We start from the raw sequence: 16505 nt of genomic DNA, 5'->3' as shown, positions 1-16505 counted from the left end.
GCTTCGCTACCGGGTGGCCCGGAATGCCTTCACGCGGGCAAGCGAGGAATCCTTGCCGAGAATCACCATGGATTCAAAGAGCGGCGGGGAAATCCGCTTGCCGGACACTGCGGTGCGGATCGGGCCGAATGCGTGGCGAGGCTTGATGCCGAGCCCCTCCACCAAAGCGGCCTTCAGCGCCTCCTGGATGGCCTCGGCGGTCCATTCGGGCGCAGCCTCGAGTGCGGCCAGGCCGGCGTCGAGGATCTCGGCCGTGTTTTCCGGAAGACCTTTCAGCGCGTCCGCAGCGGGGACGATCTCGGCGTCACCGCGGAAGAGGAACTCCAGCATCTCGGGAGCCTCACCCAACAGCGTGATGCGCTCCTGGACCAGCGGGGCTGCCTCGGTGAGGATTTCCTGCTGGCGCTCGGTCAGCTCGTCGCCCACCAGCTCGTTGGCCTGCAGATAGGGAACGAGACGGTCCCGGAAGTCGTTGGCTTCCAGCATGCGCACATGCGTGCCGTTGATGGCTTCGGCCTTCTTGAGGTCGAAGCGTGCCGGGTTGGACAGCACGTCGTGGACGTCGAAGGCCTCGATGAGCTGCTCGCGCGTGAAGATGTCTTCGTCGGCGCTCAGGGACCAGCCCAACAAGGACAGGTAGTTGAGCAGGCCCTCCGGGATGAATCCGCGATCGCGGTGCAGGAACAGGCTCGATTCCGGGTCGCGCTTGGAAAGCTTCTTGTTTCCCTGGCCCATGACGTACGGAAGGTGGCCGAAGAGCGGCATGTACTGGGCGACGTTGACATCGATCAGGGCCCGGTAGAGCGCGATCTGGCGCGGGGTCGAGGACAAGAGGTCCTCACCGCGCAGAACGTGGGTGATGCCCATGAGCGCGTCGTCGACGGGGTTCACCAGGGTGTAAAGCGGCTGGCCGTTGGCGCGAACCACCACGAAGTCGGGAACGGTGCCCGGCTTGAACGTGATTTCGCCGCGCACCAGGTCGGTGAAGGTGATGTCCTCATCCGGCATGCGGACGCGCAGCACAGGCTCGCGGCCCTCGGCTCGGTATGCGGCGATCTGCTCGGCTGAGAGGTCGCGGTCGAATCCGTCGTAGCCCAGCTTCGGGTCGCGGCCGGCGGCCTTGTGGCGTTCCTCAACCTCTTCCGGGGTGGAGAAGGACTCGTACAGGTGCCCGGCGTCGCGCAACTTGGCGATGACGTCCTGGTAGATGTCCCCGCGCTGGGACTGGCGGTACGGCTCGTGCGGGCCCCCGACGTTGACGCCTTCATCCCAGGTGATGCCGAGCCAGTCCAAGGCGTCGAGCAGCTGGTTGTAGCTTTCTTCGGAGTCACGCTTCGCGTCGGTGTCTTCGATGCGGAAGATCATCTTGCCGCCGGTGTGGCGCGCATAGGCCCAGTTGAACAGGGCGGTGCGGATCAGGCCAACGTGCGGGGTGCCGGTCGGGGACGGGCAGAAGCGTACGCGGACGGGGGTTTCATCGGTCACGGTGGGAATGAGGGCTGCATCAGTCATGATGTGTCCATTCTATGCCGCCCGGCCATTGCGCCAAGCCGTGTCGGGATCGACCCCTCCAATGGTCGCCCTTCTGCTATAGGCATTTACCCCGAGGAACATTCTCACGGCTTCGCAGCAAGGGGCTGCGACCAACCGCTTAGAAGGTTTCGACCAAGTTCACCCCGAACGGGACAAGCCCCTCGGGGCGCCGTGGTTGCGCACTGTCACCGGTTCTGCCCAGAGCGCTTTCGAGCATTCGTCGCTGTACGACTTTCTTTGAATTCGACGGAAATCAAAGCCGCCGGCACCGGCTCAAGGCAGGCGCCGCTATCGTCCCGGCTTCAAATATTGCAATGATAGAAGCTCGGGGAGAATCCTCGGCAGGAAATGAGAAATCCGTTTGAAACAAGGCCCCAAGTTAACGAATCCCCGATACCATCTGACTAACACCAATGGGCCCCGGTGTACCGGGGCCCATTGCAGTGTGGTGCCGACTTCGATGGCAAAAAAGAAATCGACTGATGAATCATATTGTCCAACAGTTCCTTGTCAAAATGGGTCATCCGACAAACACGTTCAGTTCTTCTACTCTCAGCGGCGGAACGGGTTGCTCAGGGTTCCGATTCCTTCGATCTCGACTTCCACGCGCTGGCCCTCGACGACAGTGCCAACGCCAGCTGGGGTCCCAGTGAGTATCACGTCTCCGGGAAGCAGCGTGAAGGCCTGCGAAGCATAAGCAACGAGGTCGTTGACGCTCCAGACCATGTCGGAGGTATTACCGTCCTGAACCACCTTGCCGTCCAAACGGGTGGTCAGCTGCGTGTCGTCATGGTCAAGCTCGGTCTGGATCCAGGGACCAAGCGGGCAGGCTCCGTCCCAGCCCTTGGCCCGTGCCCACTGGCCGTCGGTGCGCTGTGCGTCACGGGCAGTGAGGTCGTTGGCCACAGTATAGCCAAAGATGACGTCCCTAGCCTTTTCGGCGGGAACATCCTTGCAGATCCTACCGATGACAACCGCGAGTTCACCCTCGTAGGAGATCTCGTCGGAAAAGCTCGGCAACGTGATCGGGTCACCGGATCCGACCACGGAGGTATTCGGCTTCAGGAACATTAGCGGTTCGGCCGGAACTTGGTTCCCGAGTTCTGCTGCGTGGTCCGCATAGGTGCGCCCGAAGCAAACCACCTTAGAACGGGGAATGATCGGGGCCAGCAGGCGCACGTCGTCAAGCTTGTGCTTGGCTCCGGTGGGCTTGATGCCTTGGAAGAATGGGTCTCCGGCGATGACCAAAACATCATCTCCTTCAACGACTCCATACATCGGGTCACTGTCAACTACAAAACGAGCAATACGCATGGTTTACAGTTTAGTGGTTTCGTCTGAACCAGTATCGCCATTAGGCTCCGTAGGAATTGTTTCCCCTTCATTGGACTCTTCGTAGTCATGCGGCCCACCGGGACTACTGTCCAAGTAGCCGTTGGGATTCCCTGATTGCCAGCGCCAGTTGTCCGCCACCATTTCTTCCAATCCCCGCTCGGCTTTCCACCCAATTTCTTCGCGGGCGAGCGTCGGATCGGCATAGTACTCAGCCAAATCTCCAGGGCGGCGTTCAACCAACTCGTAGGGAATCCGACGATTGGCTGCTCGTTCGAAGGCATGCATTACGTCAAGAACGGAGCTGCCATGCCCGGTGCCGATGTTCCACGCATGGGCGCCGGCATGATCGATGCTGTATTCAAGGGCTGCCAGGTGCGCCGCGGCCAAGTCCACCACGTGGATGTAGTCGCGAACGCCTGTGCCATCCGGAGTCGGATAGTCATCGCCAAAGATTCGCAAAACAGGGCGTCGGCCTACTGCAACTTGTGAGATGAACGGCATCAAGTTGTTGGGGACGCCCGTTGGGTCCTCTCCAATTCGCCCAGACTCGTGGGCACCGACAGGGTTGAAGTAGCGCAGGCGGGCGATATGCCATTTGTCGCTCGAACCAGCAACGTCTTCAAGCATTTGCTCGACGTGCATCTTGGTACGGCCGTATGGGTTAACCGCCTCAAGTTTCAGATCTTCCTTGTACTTGACGACACCTGCATCGCCGTAAACCGTCGCCGATGAACTAAACACCAAGGTATGGACGTTTTGTGCGTCCATCGCTTCCAGTAGGTTCAAGGTTCCCGTGACGTTGTTGCGGTAGTAGCGCATCGGGAACTCCACCGATTCTCCCACCGCCTTCAGACCCGCGAAGTGAACAACGGCTTCGGGTTTCACTTCGGAAAACACGCTGTGAAGCATGCGTTGGTCCAGCAGGTCCCCCACGTGCAGACGGGCTTTTTTCCCGGTAATCTCGGCCACGCGTCGCAGCGCTTCCGGGGACGAATTGGTGAGGTTGTCGTACACGTGAACCTCATGACCTTCTTCAAGCAGAAGGAGAACGGTATGGGATCCGATATAACCGGCACCGCCGGTGACCAAAATGCGCATGCGTTCCATTGTAGTGACGATTGCTCTGGATCTCCCCCGCTTAAAACAGGTGTTGGGCGGGTTCGTAATGAATCCCACCCAACACCCTCAGCCTGAGGCTCACGCCAGCTGTTCGAGCCAACCGTGTCGATCGGCTACCGCGCCGGTCTGGATGCCAAGCAATTCGGTCCGCAGCGCCATGGTTACCTCTCCGGCTGGAGCTTCGGGGTCTCCAATCTGCTCTTCACCGTTCTTGAGGACGCCGATCGGCGTGATGACAGCGGCCGTGCCGCAAGCGAAGACTTCTTCGATCTCGCCGCTGGCGATTCCATTGCGCCATTCGCCCAAGGTGATCGTCCGTTCTTCAACATCCATTCCCCTGTCTTTGGCCAGCTGGATGATTGAGGAGCGGGTTACCCCTTCAAGAATGGTTCCCGTCAAACGCGGGGTCACAAGCTTGCCGCCCTTCATGACGAAGAAGACATTCATGCCGCCAAGCTCCTCGACAGCTTCGTCGTTGAAAGGATCCAGGAAGAGGACTTGCTTGCAGCCGTTCTGTTCGGCTTCCAGCTGGGCCACAAGTGAAGCAGCGTAGTTGCCGCCGCATTTCGCCGCACCGGTGCCTCCGCGGCCGGCACGGGCATAGTTGTGGGAAACCCAGATCCCCACGGGCTTCAGTTCACCGCCGAAGTAGTTCCCGGCGGGAGATGCGATGACGCGGAAGGAAACTTCCCGCGCTGCCCGGACTCCCAGGAAAGCCTCGGTGGCAATCATGAATGGACGCAGGTAGAGAGCTTCACCATCTCCGGACGGAACCCAATGCACATCAGCCTTGACCAACCGGCGCAGAGACTCGACAAAGGCTTCCTCATCAAGCTGCGGCAGCGCAAGACGCTCGGCCGAACGATTCAACCGGGCAGCATTCGCATAGGGGCGGAAGGTCCAAACGGTTCCGTCCGCGTGGCGATAGGCTTTAAGACCCTCAAAGATTTCCTGGCCGTAGTGCAGAACCGAAGCGGCCGGATCCAGGGCAATTGGCCCGTAGGGCTCGATGCGGGCGTTGTCCCAAGTTCCTGCCACGCCAGCTTCATCGGCACTCCAGTCAATGACTGCAGTGTGGTCGGTGAAGTAGTCGCCAAATCCGGGATTCGCCAAAATGGCGGCACGGTCCTGGTCGCTCTTGCGCTGGTGTGAAAGTTCTTCGGTGAATTCCATGATGCCGTCAGGCTTCCTCTTCGAAAGGTTTTGCGGTGGCAAGCCAATCATGACTTGCCACCCTAAGATTCGGTTCTGTCACGAACCTAGACTCAAGCCTAAGCCAGCGCCGCGGCGATTGCATCGCCGATTTCGGCGGTGGTACGCGGGTCGGTTAGTTCATCTCGTGAGGCAATGTCACTTTCCACCGCTTCTTCAACGCGTCGTGCGGCCTCCGGCAAACCCACATGGTCAAGCAACAGCGCGACCGAGAGGATCGCTGCGGTGGGGTCGGCCTTCTGCTGCCCGGCGATATCAGGCGCGGATCCATGCACAGGTTCGAACATCGACGGCGCGGTGCGATCCATGTTGATGTTTCCCGAAGCCGCCAAGCCAATGCCGCCCGTGATCGCGCCGGCCTGGTCCGTGAGTATGTCGCCAAACAGGTTATCTGTCACGATCACGTCGAAGCGCGACGGATTGGTGGTCATGAAAATTGTCGCAGCATCAACGTGCAGGTAGTCGTGGGTGACGTTCGGGAACTCCGCGGCCACGGATTCAACGGTGCGCTTCCAAAGGTGGCCGGCATAAACCAAGACGTTGTGCTTGTGGACCAGGGTCACATGCTTGCGTGTGCGTTCGGATGCCCGACGAAACGCGTCGCGAACCACTCGTTCAACTCCATGCGCGGTGTTAATCGAAACTTCTGTGGCTATTTCGTACGGCGTTCCTTGGCGCAGGGTCCCTCCGTTACCGACGTATGGTCCTTCGGTTCCTTCACGAACAACGATGAAGTCAATTTCACCAGGCTCCGCGAGCGGGCTGGGAACCCCGGGGTAGAGCTTTGCCGGACGCAGGTTTACGAAGTGGTCCAACGTAAATCGAAGCTTGAGCAAGAGTTCGCGCTCGATGAGCCCGGAGGGAATACGGGTGTCACCTGGAGCAGCACCGACAGCGCCAAAGAGGATCGCGTCATGGGATTTCAAGGCCTCGAGTGTCTCTTCCGGCAGCGTCTCGCCCGTCTCGAGCCAATGCTCGGCACCGAGCTTGTACTCGGTGAGCGCCAATGGCGCGCCGCTTTGCATGGTTGCCTTCTTCAAGACCTTTACAGCCTCGGCAATTACTTCAGGACCAATTCCGTCACCTGGAATGACGGCAATATTCAAGGATTCGCTCATGCTACTAATGCTATCTACCAGTATCACTATGTGAGCAATGGATCTCAAAATATGGACAAATTGATCTCTTGTGACGTGGGTCAATAAGACCCTGGCATGATGTCCGCGGAGACAGCTCGGCGTAGGCTGTTCACAACGCCCTCTTTCAGCAGACTACGCAGGACTCGATGACACCGCACCGCACCATAGACCGATGGATCCGAGAAAACCCCAACAGGGTTGACATGCTTCTTGGAATCGGAATCTGGATCGTCTTTGGATTCTTCGGCGCTTTCACCATGGCAGGCATCAACGTCAGCGGCTTCAGTATGGTCATTCCCGCGATGATCTTGGGCACAGCGCAGACGCTACCCTTGATTTGGCGTCGCCGAAAACCCGGCCTGTCCGCGGCCATCATCGTGGTAGCTCACTTGATTCAGGCTGGCGTCACAGATGTGTACCTGCCGTCCCAGATTTCCGTACCGATTACTGTGTACACACTCGCCGCATACGGAAAGAGCATGCAGTCACTCGGCGGATTAGCCGCGGGCTTTCTGGGTGCCCTGCTCGGTACCGCCAGAATGGGCATGGCCTCCGGCTTTACCATTGAGGGAAGCATTGTCAGCTTCGTCGGACTTGGTCTCATAGTCATGGTCGCATGGACTTTCGGCGACCTTGCACGTACTAGACGTCTGACGTTGCAGACCCTGGAGGACCGGGCCCATAGACTCGAAATAGAACGCCAGCAGGAACGGGATCTAGCTGCCGCTGATGAACGCAGCCACATTGCACGAGAAATGCATGACATCGTGGCACATTCGTTGTCCGTGATCATCACCCAGGCCGACGGCGCCAGATATGCCAGCAAAGATGACCCGGAAATTGCCAGAGAAACACTTGCAACTATCGCCAGTACTGGTCGTGGGTCACTTCGCGAGATGCGCCGCCTTTTGGGGGTACTCCGGAATGACGAGGAAGCTTCGACGCGCCCGCTCCCCACTCTCGCAGACTTGGAGGACCTGCTGGATGCAACGCGCAAGACGGGTCTCGACATCAGCTATGCCGTATCGGGGCAACCTCGTCGAGAGCTGCCCGCAGGTGCAGAGTTGACCGCTTACCGCGCGGTCCAGGAAGCGTTGACAAACGTTGTCAAGCATGCCGGTCCATCCGCACAGGCAACAGTTTCCGTCACATGGGACAACAATGGATTGAACATCCAGGTTTCGGACAACGGTCGTGGGGCCGGAGCCCTGAGTACTGCAGATGCTGGTCAAGGACTACGTGGAATGGCCGAACGGGTTTCGCTCTACGATGGCCGGGTGAATGCAAAGCCCAGCCAGGGTGGCGGCTTCCAAGTGGATGTATTCATCCCCTACACAGAGGACTAGAAAATCTTGCTCAAAGAAAACCCCATCCGAGTCGCCCTCGTGGATGACCAGCTCTTGGTCCGCAGTGGCTTCAGGATGCTGATCAACTCACAACCCGACCTCGAGGTTATCGCCGAAGCTTCCAACGGACGCGAAGCCCTCGCATCCACGATGTTGGGACAGGCGGATGTCATCTTGATGGATGTCCGCATGCCCGAGATGAATGGCATCCAGACAACCGAACAGCTTCTGGCCGGACGGGCCAAGGATACCTTCGGCCCAAAAGTCATTGTGCTGACAACCTTCGACCTTGATGAGTATGCGCTTTCGGCTATCCAAGCCGGTGCCAGCGGATTCTTGCTGAAGGATGCACCGCCAGAGGAACTGCTGGACTCCATTCGCACGGTGTATCGCGGAGACGCGGTTATCGCTCCCTCAACCACCCGCAGGCTGCTGGATCATGTCGCACCCATTCTTCGTCGTTCGACGCTGCCGGACAGCCGGCATGTCAAGGCAGTCGAGTCGCTGACGCCTCGCGAACGTGAAGTCTTTGGGCTCATCGCCATTGGGCAGTCCAACCCGGAAATCGCCGCCGGCCTGTATCTCTCGGAAGCAACGGTCAAGACGCACGTTGGACATATCTTGGCAAAACTCAATGCGAGGGACCGAGTTCAGGCTGTCGTCATTGCCTATGAAACCGGTGTGGTGTCGCCGTAGCTGGCTCTTGAATCACAGAGCCGATGCACTTACAATCACGTCGCACCGGTTACTCACTCCAACTCACCTTGGAGGATGGCCATTTAGACGGTAGGGGTGTGGAATGGCTCGACTGCCTCCCGAAATCAAGTGACCGGCGAATCGATTCCCACCTCGGCCATGGGTTACCGCTGTCGATGGAATCACTTGGCTCATAAGCGGAAATGCAAAAGCCGGGTGCGTGGAGCCACTACTTGGGCAAGGCTCCACGCACCCGGCTTCGGCCTACCGAAGTGGCTTCCTACCAGCTACTGCGTCGGTTCTTCGTATTTCGGGAAAATCGGTGTTGGCGCAGGCAGCTCCGTGCCGGCGACGAGGGTCGTATTGAATGCTTCGAAATCCCGCGCCGATCCTTCAGGCTGTCCCAAGACTCCAAGCAAAGATGCCGCGGCAGTCGGCATGACCGGCTGCACCAGCAGCGCCACGCGGCGCACTACTTCCAGAGTTACGTAAAGGACTGTTTCCATACGTGCGAGGTCGGTCTTCCGGAGCACCCATGGGGCTTGATCCGCGAAGTAGGCATTCGTATCACCGAGGACAGTCCAAATGGCTTCAAGGGCCCTGCTGAACTCCTGGCGTGAGTACGAGTCGCGGCAAAGTTCGAGGAGCTTCCCGGCCTCCGCCAGGATGTTCTGGTCGGCTTCTGTGAAGTCACCTGGCGTGGGTACCAATCCCCCGCAGTTCTTGGCCACCATCGACAGCGAGCGCTGGGCCAGATTGCCGAGATTGTTGGCGAGGTCCGAGTTCATCCGGGCCACGATGGCTTCATGGTTGTAGCTTCCGTCCGCACCGAAGGGAACTTCGCGCAGGAAGAAGTAGCGGACCTGGTCCAGTCCGTACTGCGAAATGAAGTCCGTGGGTGAAACCACGTTGCCGAGTGATTTCGACATCTTCACACCGTTGTTGTGGAGGAAGCCGTGGATCATCACTCGCTTCGGCAACGGCAGCTTCGCCGACATCAGGAATGCTGGCCAGTAGATCGCGTGGAAGCGCGAAATATCCTTGCCGATCACGTGTACGTCCGCGGGCCAGTACTTCTTGAAGGATTCGGCCTCCACGTCCGGGAAACCTGCGCCCGTCAGGTAGTTGGTCAATGCATCAACCCACACGTACATGACGTGGTCCTTGTTGCCCGGAACCGGGACTCCCCAGTCAAAGGTCGTGCGCGAAATCGACAGGTCCTCCAGACCGCGCTCCACGAATCGGATGACTTCGTTGAACCGCGAGTGTGGAGCACCGAAGTCTGGCTGCGACTTGTAAAGCTCAAGCAGCTTGTCCTGGTAGGAAGAGAGTTTGAAGAAGTACGATTCCTCTTCTGTCCAGGAAACCTCGGTGTCGGTTTCCTTCGAGTACCGAACTCCGTCCTCGCGGACTTCTGTATCTTCCTCCGCGTGGAAAGCTTCGTCCCGCACGGAGTACCAACCGCTGTACTTATCCAGGTAGATGTCGCCGTTCGTCTCCATTCGCTTCCAGATAGCCTGGGCAGCGGCATAGTGATCAGAGTCGGTGGTGCGGATGAATCGATCGTAGCTGATACCCAGCTCGTCGTTCATGGCTTGGAAGGCATCCGAGTTCCGCTGCGCCAGCTCGCGCGGGGTGATTCCCTGCTTTTCTGCGGTCTGCAACATCTTCTGGCCGTGCTCGTCGGTACCGGTCATGAAGAACACGTCAAAGCCGTCAAGTCGTTTGAAGCGTGCCATGGCGTCGGTCGCGATTACCTCGTAGGCATGCCCGATGTGCGGCACGCCGTTAGGGTAGGAAATGGCGGTGGTGATATAAAACGGAGTCTGCTCAGAAGTCACCCTAGAAATCTACCGTAGTTTGGCATCACTTAGCTCATCCGAAGCGTCATATATGCTGTTCTGTCCAGGTCTGCATACCGACGCGAAACGCCAAGTGAACTTCTGGGCGATCAGCCATCCGATAATCTCTTGCGCTGAACAAAAGCTTGGGCAGAGTTCGGACACGCGTCTTCAAGATCTCGGATGTCAGCGGCCCCTGCTACCCGAAAAACAAATCATGCCCCACACGCTGCCGCGAATCCTCCAAAATGTTCGCTGAAGGGTTCGGGCAGGTGCGGAGCACGCTTCGTGTTAGCGCGTGAGAACGTCAGCCTTCGAGGTTGATTTCGCGCGCAATTGTGGCGCCGATTGCAGCACCGACAATATCCAAGACACCGGCCGGCAAAGCCGAATCAATGGCCAGAACGGCCAGTGCTTCGCCGCGTTCATCGTGGCGGGCGACCTGCATCCCCGCGATATTGACACCCTGTTCACCCAAGACATTGCCCAATGTGCCGATGACGCCCGGGCGGTCGGCATAGCGCAAGACGATCATGTGGTCAGTCACCGGAATTTCAATTTCGTGGCCGTTAATACCCACGAGCTTCTCAATCTGCTTCTGGCCGGTCAACGTGCCCGAAACGGAGAGCTGGGTGCCCTCGGTCGATGCACCCTTGAGAGTGAGCAGGTTGCGGTACTCAGGTGATTCGGAGGTCGTCAGCAGGCGCGTTGCCACGCCTCGTTGCTCTGCCAGAACCGGGGCGTTCACGTAGGACACCTGGTCCGAAACAACGTCCATGAAGACGCCCTTGAGTGCAGAAAGCTCCAAGGCCTTAACATCCAGTGACGCGATCTCGCCGGCAACGACCACGTCGATGTTGGTCAGCGAACCCACGGTCAGTGCGTTGAAAATTCGGCCCAGCTTCTCGATGAGCGGGATGCCGGGGCGAACGTTCTCGTCAATGATTCCTCCTGCAACGTTTACGGCATCCGGAACCAGCTCGCCAGCCAGGGCCAGTCGAACGGACTTGGCAACCGAAACGCCGGCCTTTTCCTGAGCCTCATCGGTCGAGGCGCCAAGGTGCGGGGTCACTGTCACGTTGTCGAATTCGAAGAACGGAAGATCCGTACTTGGTTCCTTGACATACACGTCAATGCCGGCGCCTGCGATTTCCTGGTTCTTCAGGGCTTTATACAGCGCTTCCTCGTCCACCAATCCGCCGCGGGCCACGTTGATCACGTAGGCGCTGCTCTTCATCTTGGCAAAGGCCTCCGCGCCGAGCATGCCCACTGTCTCAGGAGTCTTGGGCATATGAATCGTGATGAAGTCCGACTGGGCCAACAGTTCGTCCAAGGTCACCAAGGTGACGCCGAGCTGCTGGGCACGGGCCGGGGTGATGTACGGGTCATAGGCCAGGATCTCCATGTCGAAGCCCTGAAGGCGTGCCGCGACTAGGGCCCCGATGCGTCCAAGTCCGATGATGCCGGCTTTCTTCTCAAAGAGCTCGATGCCGGTGTAGGAACTGCGCTTCCAGGCGCCACCCTTCAACGAGGCGTTTGCCGCGGGGATACGGCGAGCCAGCGAGACGATGTGCCCGACTGTCAATTCAGCAGCGGAGATGATGTTGGACGTTGGGGCATTAACGACCATGACACCAGCTTGGGTGGCGGCCTTGATGTCAACGTTGTCTAGGCCGACGCCGGCACGGGCGATGACCTTGAGGTTCTTGGCCGCGGCGATTGCTTCGGCATCGACTTGCGTTGCCGAACGCACAAGGATTGCATCGACATCAGCAATGGCTTCCAACAACTGGGAGCGGTCCGCACCGTCAGTCTGGCGAATTTCAAAATCGGGTCCCAAGGCCGCAATGGTCGCGGGTGAGAGCTCTTCGGCCAAGAGGACGACTGGCTTGTTTACAGACACGGGGTGGCACCTTTGCTATTTCAGTGGGCTGGATGCTTGACCGGGGAACGACCCGACCAGATGCCCAGAATATCGCCCGCAATGTCATATTCAGGGGTCGACTGCGTGATGTTACGGACCCAACGAGGATGATTGTGAAGTATTTCATAGCGCTCGGATTCTTTATGGCTTCACCACTAGGCACATGGGCGGCAGCTCCACAGGCTGCGCTTTGACTTTCAGGTTCGAGAGTTCATGGCAGGCTCCTCAGCCGAACTTCGACGAATTGTCATTTGCCCAAAGCACCGGCGACGGTCACAGATCCCCCGAGGAACCAATGGGCCATAGAGACTCTGTCTCGATGTACCACCCGACTACCCCGTCGCAGAACATGATGCGGAACTTCGACCTATCCGCAGGTCCGCGAAATGCCCCGTCAAGAATTCCACCCCATGCAGTATAAGGGGAGCGGCGAAGCCGTCTGCTCCGGAAAGGTGGAGCCGAACATGCTACCGGCTTGAACCCATCGATTGATTTTTACAGCAGATTCCAGTCATTCTGCGAACTTGCATAAGAGGTAGACCTTTCCGCCGGCGCCTACGCGCGTTCTTGGACTGATGCCGAATAGCACACGCGTCTTGCCGCCGATTGACGGATCAACCTCACCCTCAAGGCCTTCGGCTTCATGTGTGTCAAGGGATGAACCTGTTATGCGGTGGGTGCGGTCATGGCTGATCATTCCTTTGTTGGAGTAGGCAAACCTGTAGAATGTTTTTGATTTGGCCCATTGCCCGAAGAAGAGAGCATGTCCTCTGCTCGCTCGTTCCTGAGCCCGTGATGTCAAATCCTTGGAAAGAGTTGTATTGACAATTAAGCTCTTGGAATCGAGTCAACTCAGATCGACGGCTTTGGAGATCGAAAGTCTTCTTCCTAGCGCCCGTTCCATACGCTCAGTTAAGGCGTCGGCCTTGTAAATCCCGCAGTAGGTTGACGACATGGACGACACTACTCGCACACGAAGCGCAATTCGATTGCTGCCGTCGGCAGTTGTAACCGCGCTTCCGTCCGGCATCCCAGAACTTCTGGGGCAACTGCCGCCAGGATTGTTAGCGTACCGGCTCGTCGATAAGCGGCCTTTTCGAGCTGGGCGACGCTATCACGTACTCGAGCAAGGCGATGTTCCTCTACGGGCAAAAGGCGATATCGCGTCGGCAGCGCTCCCTACACAGGCAAAGGCCCTGCCATTATTGCTGAACACCTCAAGCGACTCACCACGACCATGATTTGGCAATAGCGCACCGTCCCACTGTAGGCATTTGCCCGTTGCTGTCCGTGAGCAACGCGACAAGTGTGTACTACTGCCAACTTGCTTCGCGAAGAAGACATCGGCCTCAGCGCCGTTGCCGAATGCCAGAGATACGCGATCATCAGCTGGAGGTGCCAACCCGAGAGGTTGACTGGGGGCGAATGTCCGCTTCGCAATGGCTCCAGCATCATTTCCTGGTGTACTCAACACGATGAGCAAGGCAGCCAGCGTCAAGACGACTATCTTCATCTTCATGCGGTCTCCCCTCAAGAAAGAAACGCTAAGCATAACAATTGAATTCGATGATCCCCAATGGCTTCAGCATCCTCAAGTAACCACAGAATGTAGACTTTAATACCATTAAATTAGAAACATTCTCAAAATAGAGCGCCACAAATTCGTAGATTTTGGGTTAGCGCGATCTTGCCCCACCAATTGATATGAGCGAAATTTCTTCCGGCAGAAAAACCCTGGCATCGACACCAGATGCTTGCCCGACGTTGAACACGCGAAAGCCAGCCAATCCGACAATCTGACGACAATCACGACATCAACGGGCTGTCTGGGCACAGTGAAAACGAGGATCAAAACATCCATGCGAACCCGCTGACTCAGGAATCTGTAGGAAGTGGATTTTCCCAACTGCGGCACTCAAGCGGGATTCCGTGACCCAGACCACTTCATTGCAGTTTGGGGCAGCTGGGAACACGCCGCGCTTTTCATGTGTCGCAACTAGCCGGGTTCCTCCTGAGCGCGGTCCTATTGCCATACCAAGTATCACCGCGGTACCTCACGAACTACTCCGCAAATCGGAATAGGCGAAAGATTTTTCGGTTGTCGGCGTCTCGTTCGGTCGGCACCAGTCCGATTTGCAGGCGCGTCTTTCCTCCACTCGTTGGATCGGCCTCGGCCTTGATGCCTTCAGCTTCAATGCCGTCGGCAAAGGGCCCTCGTAGTACATAGGTCCTTACATGAGTCGCCCGCCCGCCATTCGTCCACGTGTAACGATATATAGTCGGAGCTTGCCCGGTATAGCCTCCAAAAACATAGAGGTTCTTTGTTGTAGTGCCGATACCATTAATATCGAATCCTTGAAAAGAATTGTTCGGGCTCACTGGCTCAGTGAATTGCGACACCAGAAGATTCTTGGCGTTTGCAATCGACAGTTTCTGCCCCTGAGCCCTTTTCATGAGACTAGTCAACTCTGAGGTCCTGTAAATGCCATAGTAGGTAGTTGAACGGAATCCTCCGAGTTGAACACGAATTGCCAGCCTATTACCGCCGTCGGCCAGTGCTACGGCGCTGCGAACGGCAGGGCCCGTTTTTCCTGGGGCGACTGCCGCCAAATTTATGATCGTTCCGATTCGGCGATAACTTGCCTTTTTCGAACCTGCCGGCGCTTTGACGTACTCGATCAGCGAGATCGATCTCGAGTGGTAAAAGGGTGGGGTCTGGCCAGTTTCGCTTCCAAGCCATGCATAGGTGCGTCCGTTGGACGAATACACCTCCAGTGATTCGCCGTGCCCATAGCCAGGAAGTCTCACGCTGTCGCGCTGCGTACAGCCTCCCGAGGGGTTGCGCGAACACCTGGAAAGTACAGTGTCTGCACCTGACGGTTGTACGAAAAATACATCGGTTCCCGCTCCAAAGTCGAACGATTGAATCACTCGATCCGAGACAGGCGGGCCAAAGCGTATGGCCTTCTCCGGCGTCACCGTGCGTAGCACCACCGGGGTAGCAGCAAAGCCAGGCGCGCTCGCCGCCATGAACAAAAACACGAGGACCGACGAAGCGACCCGCATTCCCAGTTTATTCATCAGTCTTCTCCCCAAGAGAAATACCGAACTGAAGGAGGCCCAAAGCATCGAGAAGCCAAGCTCCAACAGCCTAACTTTGCATCGTTCGTGGCCCAATCAGCACGAACAACAGATTTATCGGCGATTCGTTATGTACAGCAGGCATTTGGACGATTCTCATGAACCGGAATCCATGTGACCGACGCCAAGACGACGCGGATGTTACAGGGCCTATGACCGAGCGGCCCGTCGGCGCCGCGCATCCGAAAATGGGACACTGTCTCTGTCGAGTGTTGATAGTGCCATTTCTCGGCTTCACAATTCCTGGAATACGGTCTCCCCTCGTTGGCTGCGGACTAACACCTATCGAAATCGTGAAATATCCCGGAAAGGTCCCACGAAGTCATTGGCTTCGTAAAACATGCCGGTCATGATGCCCCCTGCTGCCACCTACAGCAGCCGGTCCATCCATTGGCCTTTCGAAGTTCAGTCAGTTGGCGTCCGGGGCTCAACCATCGTTGAGCAGTTTCTACAGCACGGCTCTCGTGGGGTGCTCATTGAATCCGTAAAGCCTGAAGCTATTCCGCCCATTCCTGTCGCGGTTGGTCGGGGTCTGGCTGTGGATCACGCGAAACTTTTCGCCACTGCGCGGATCAACGTCCATCTTGATTCCCTCGGCGTCAAGTGATCCCGGGTAGATGCCCCTGACGATGCAGGTCCGATCGTGCTTGATCTTTCCGCTGTTCGTGTACGCGTAGCGGTAGATCGTGGGCGCGGACCTCGCCGGACCGCCAAAAACGTAGGGGAATTTCTTACTGGCCCCCACACCTTTGATGGCGAAGCCTTCAAAGGACCCGTGTGGACGGCCGGCTCCTTGAATTGGGCAACCATCAGGTCCTTGGCCTGCGAGATCGACAGTTTCTGTCTCGGTGCCTTAAGCATGTGCTCGGTCAGGGCCGCGGTCTTATAGACGGCGTAGTGGTGAGCCGATCCGAAGGTAGTGCTGATGGCGAGCCGGTCGTCCCCGTCGGCCACGGCGATGTTTCTGCAGATAGTATTTACGGACTTTCCCGGGACGATCGCGGCCAGGTTCTTTAGCATGCTCACGCGATGGTAGCTCGCTTTCGTCGAACCGGCCGGTGCCTTCTTGTACTGGATCAACGAAATGGCCCGCGAGAAGTAGTAGGGAGGGAATCCGTTTGAGCTGCTCCCGATCCAGATGCAGGTCGGGCCCATTTTCGTGTACACCTGGAGGGATACGCCGTAGCAGCACCCTTTCGTCAAGACGCTGTCTCGCTGC

At 57.7% G+C, this 16505-nt stretch carries 10 protein-coding genes; 2 read left to right on the top strand and 8 right to left on the bottom strand.

All coding sequences use genetic code 11. From position 1 onward, the window contains the following. Positions 1-6: 6 nt before the first annotated feature. From gltX to ACSYDW_RS08170, 5 genes are all read right to left on the bottom strand, one after another. Entirely contained in the window at positions 7-1512 is a 1506-nt protein-coding gene (gene gltX / locus ACSYDW_RS08190) for a glutamate--tRNA ligase (RefSeq protein WP_438338231.1), read from the bottom strand. A gap of 573 nt (positions 1513-2085) precedes the next feature. After that, a complete protein-coding gene (locus ACSYDW_RS08185) occupies positions 2086-2847 on the bottom strand; it encodes a fumarylacetoacetate hydrolase family protein (RefSeq protein ID WP_438338230.1) in 762 nt (253 codons plus the stop codon). Between the two features lie 3 nt (positions 2848-2850). Beyond that, positions 2851-3966 (bottom strand): UDP-glucose 4-epimerase GalE, encoded by a 1116-nt coding sequence (gene galE / locus ACSYDW_RS08180; RefSeq protein WP_438338229.1) that lies wholly within the window; start codon positions 3964-3966, stop codon positions 2851-2853. Positions 3967-4065: 99 nt separating this feature from the next. Further along, positions 4066-5160 carry a branched-chain amino acid aminotransferase gene (locus tag ACSYDW_RS08175; RefSeq protein WP_438338228.1) on the bottom strand — a complete coding sequence of 365 codons (1095 nt, stop codon included), beginning with the start codon at positions 5158-5160 and terminating at the stop codon, positions 4066-4068. Between the two features lie 98 nt (positions 5161-5258). Continuing rightward, on the bottom strand, positions 5259-6317 hold the full coding sequence (locus ACSYDW_RS08170; RefSeq protein ID WP_438338227.1) for a 3-isopropylmalate dehydrogenase: 1059 nt from the start codon (positions 6315-6317) through the stop codon (positions 5259-5261). A 167-nt stretch (positions 6318-6484) separates the two neighbouring features. On the opposite strand from ACSYDW_RS08170, the gene ACSYDW_RS08165 reads away from it, so the two are divergent. Further along, the gene (locus ACSYDW_RS08165; RefSeq protein WP_438338226.1) at positions 6485-7684 is read left to right on the top strand and encodes a sensor histidine kinase; all 1200 of its coding nucleotides are present in this window, start codon (positions 6485-6487) and stop codon (positions 7682-7684) included. A 6-nt stretch (positions 7685-7690) separates the two neighbouring features. Continuing rightward, entirely contained in the window at positions 7691-8380 is a 690-nt protein-coding gene (locus tag ACSYDW_RS08160) for a response regulator (RefSeq protein ID WP_438338225.1), read from the top strand. A 287-nt stretch (positions 8381-8667) separates the two neighbouring features. Here ACSYDW_RS08160 and metG read toward each other — a convergent pair whose 3' ends face one another. The 3 genes from metG to ACSYDW_RS08145 form a co-directional block, all read right to left on the bottom strand. Then, entirely contained in the window at positions 8668-10221 is a 1554-nt protein-coding gene (gene metG, locus ACSYDW_RS08155) for a methionine--tRNA ligase (protein ID WP_438338224.1), read from the bottom strand. A gap of 307 nt (positions 10222-10528) precedes the next feature. Further along, complete coding sequence (serA, locus tag ACSYDW_RS08150) at positions 10529-12124, bottom strand: phosphoglycerate dehydrogenase (protein ID WP_438338223.1); 1596 nt, start codon at positions 12122-12124, stop codon at positions 10529-10531. Positions 12125-14206: 2082 nt separating this feature from the next. Continuing rightward, the gene (locus tag ACSYDW_RS08145; protein WP_438338222.1) at positions 14207-15226 is read right to left on the bottom strand and encodes a hypothetical protein; all 1020 of its coding nucleotides are present in this window, start codon (positions 15224-15226) and stop codon (positions 14207-14209) included. Positions 15227-16505 lie beyond the last annotated feature (1279 nt).

Origin of the sequence: Paeniglutamicibacter selenitireducens, from assembly GCF_051550675.1 — a bacterium.
GTDB lineage: Bacteria > Actinomycetota > Actinomycetes > Actinomycetales > Micrococcaceae > Paeniglutamicibacter.
The sequence above is the reverse complement of the archived record's forward strand: the minus strand, read 5'-3'. Positions and strand labels throughout refer to the sequence as shown.

Bases quoted from the DNA above. Each gene is read 5' to 3' on its own strand.
- ACSYDW_RS08185 (WP_438338230.1), bottom strand. From the start codon at position 2,847: ATGCGTATTGCTCGTTTTGTAGTTGACAGTGACCCGATGTATGGAGTC.
- ACSYDW_RS08175 (WP_438338228.1), bottom strand. From the start codon at position 5,160: ATGGAATTCACCGAAGAACTTTCACACCAGCGCAAGAGCGACCAGGAC.
- ACSYDW_RS08170 (WP_438338227.1), bottom strand. From the start codon at position 6,317: ATGAGCGAATCCTTGAATATTGCCGTCATTCCAGGTGACGGAATTGGT.
- ACSYDW_RS08165 (WP_438338226.1), top strand. From the start codon at position 6,485: ATGACACCGCACCGCACCATAGACCGATGGATCCGAGAAAACCCCAAC.
- ACSYDW_RS08145 (WP_438338222.1), bottom strand. From the start codon at position 15,226: ATGAATAAACTGGGAATGCGGGTCGCTTCGTCGGTCCTCGTGTTTTTG.
- galE (WP_438338229.1), bottom strand. From the start codon at position 3,966: ATGCGCATTTTGGTCACCGGCGGTGCCGGTTATATCGGATCCCATACC.
- gltX (WP_438338231.1), bottom strand. From the start codon at position 1,512: ATGACTGATGCAGCCCTCATTCCCACCGTGACCGATGAAACCCCCGTC.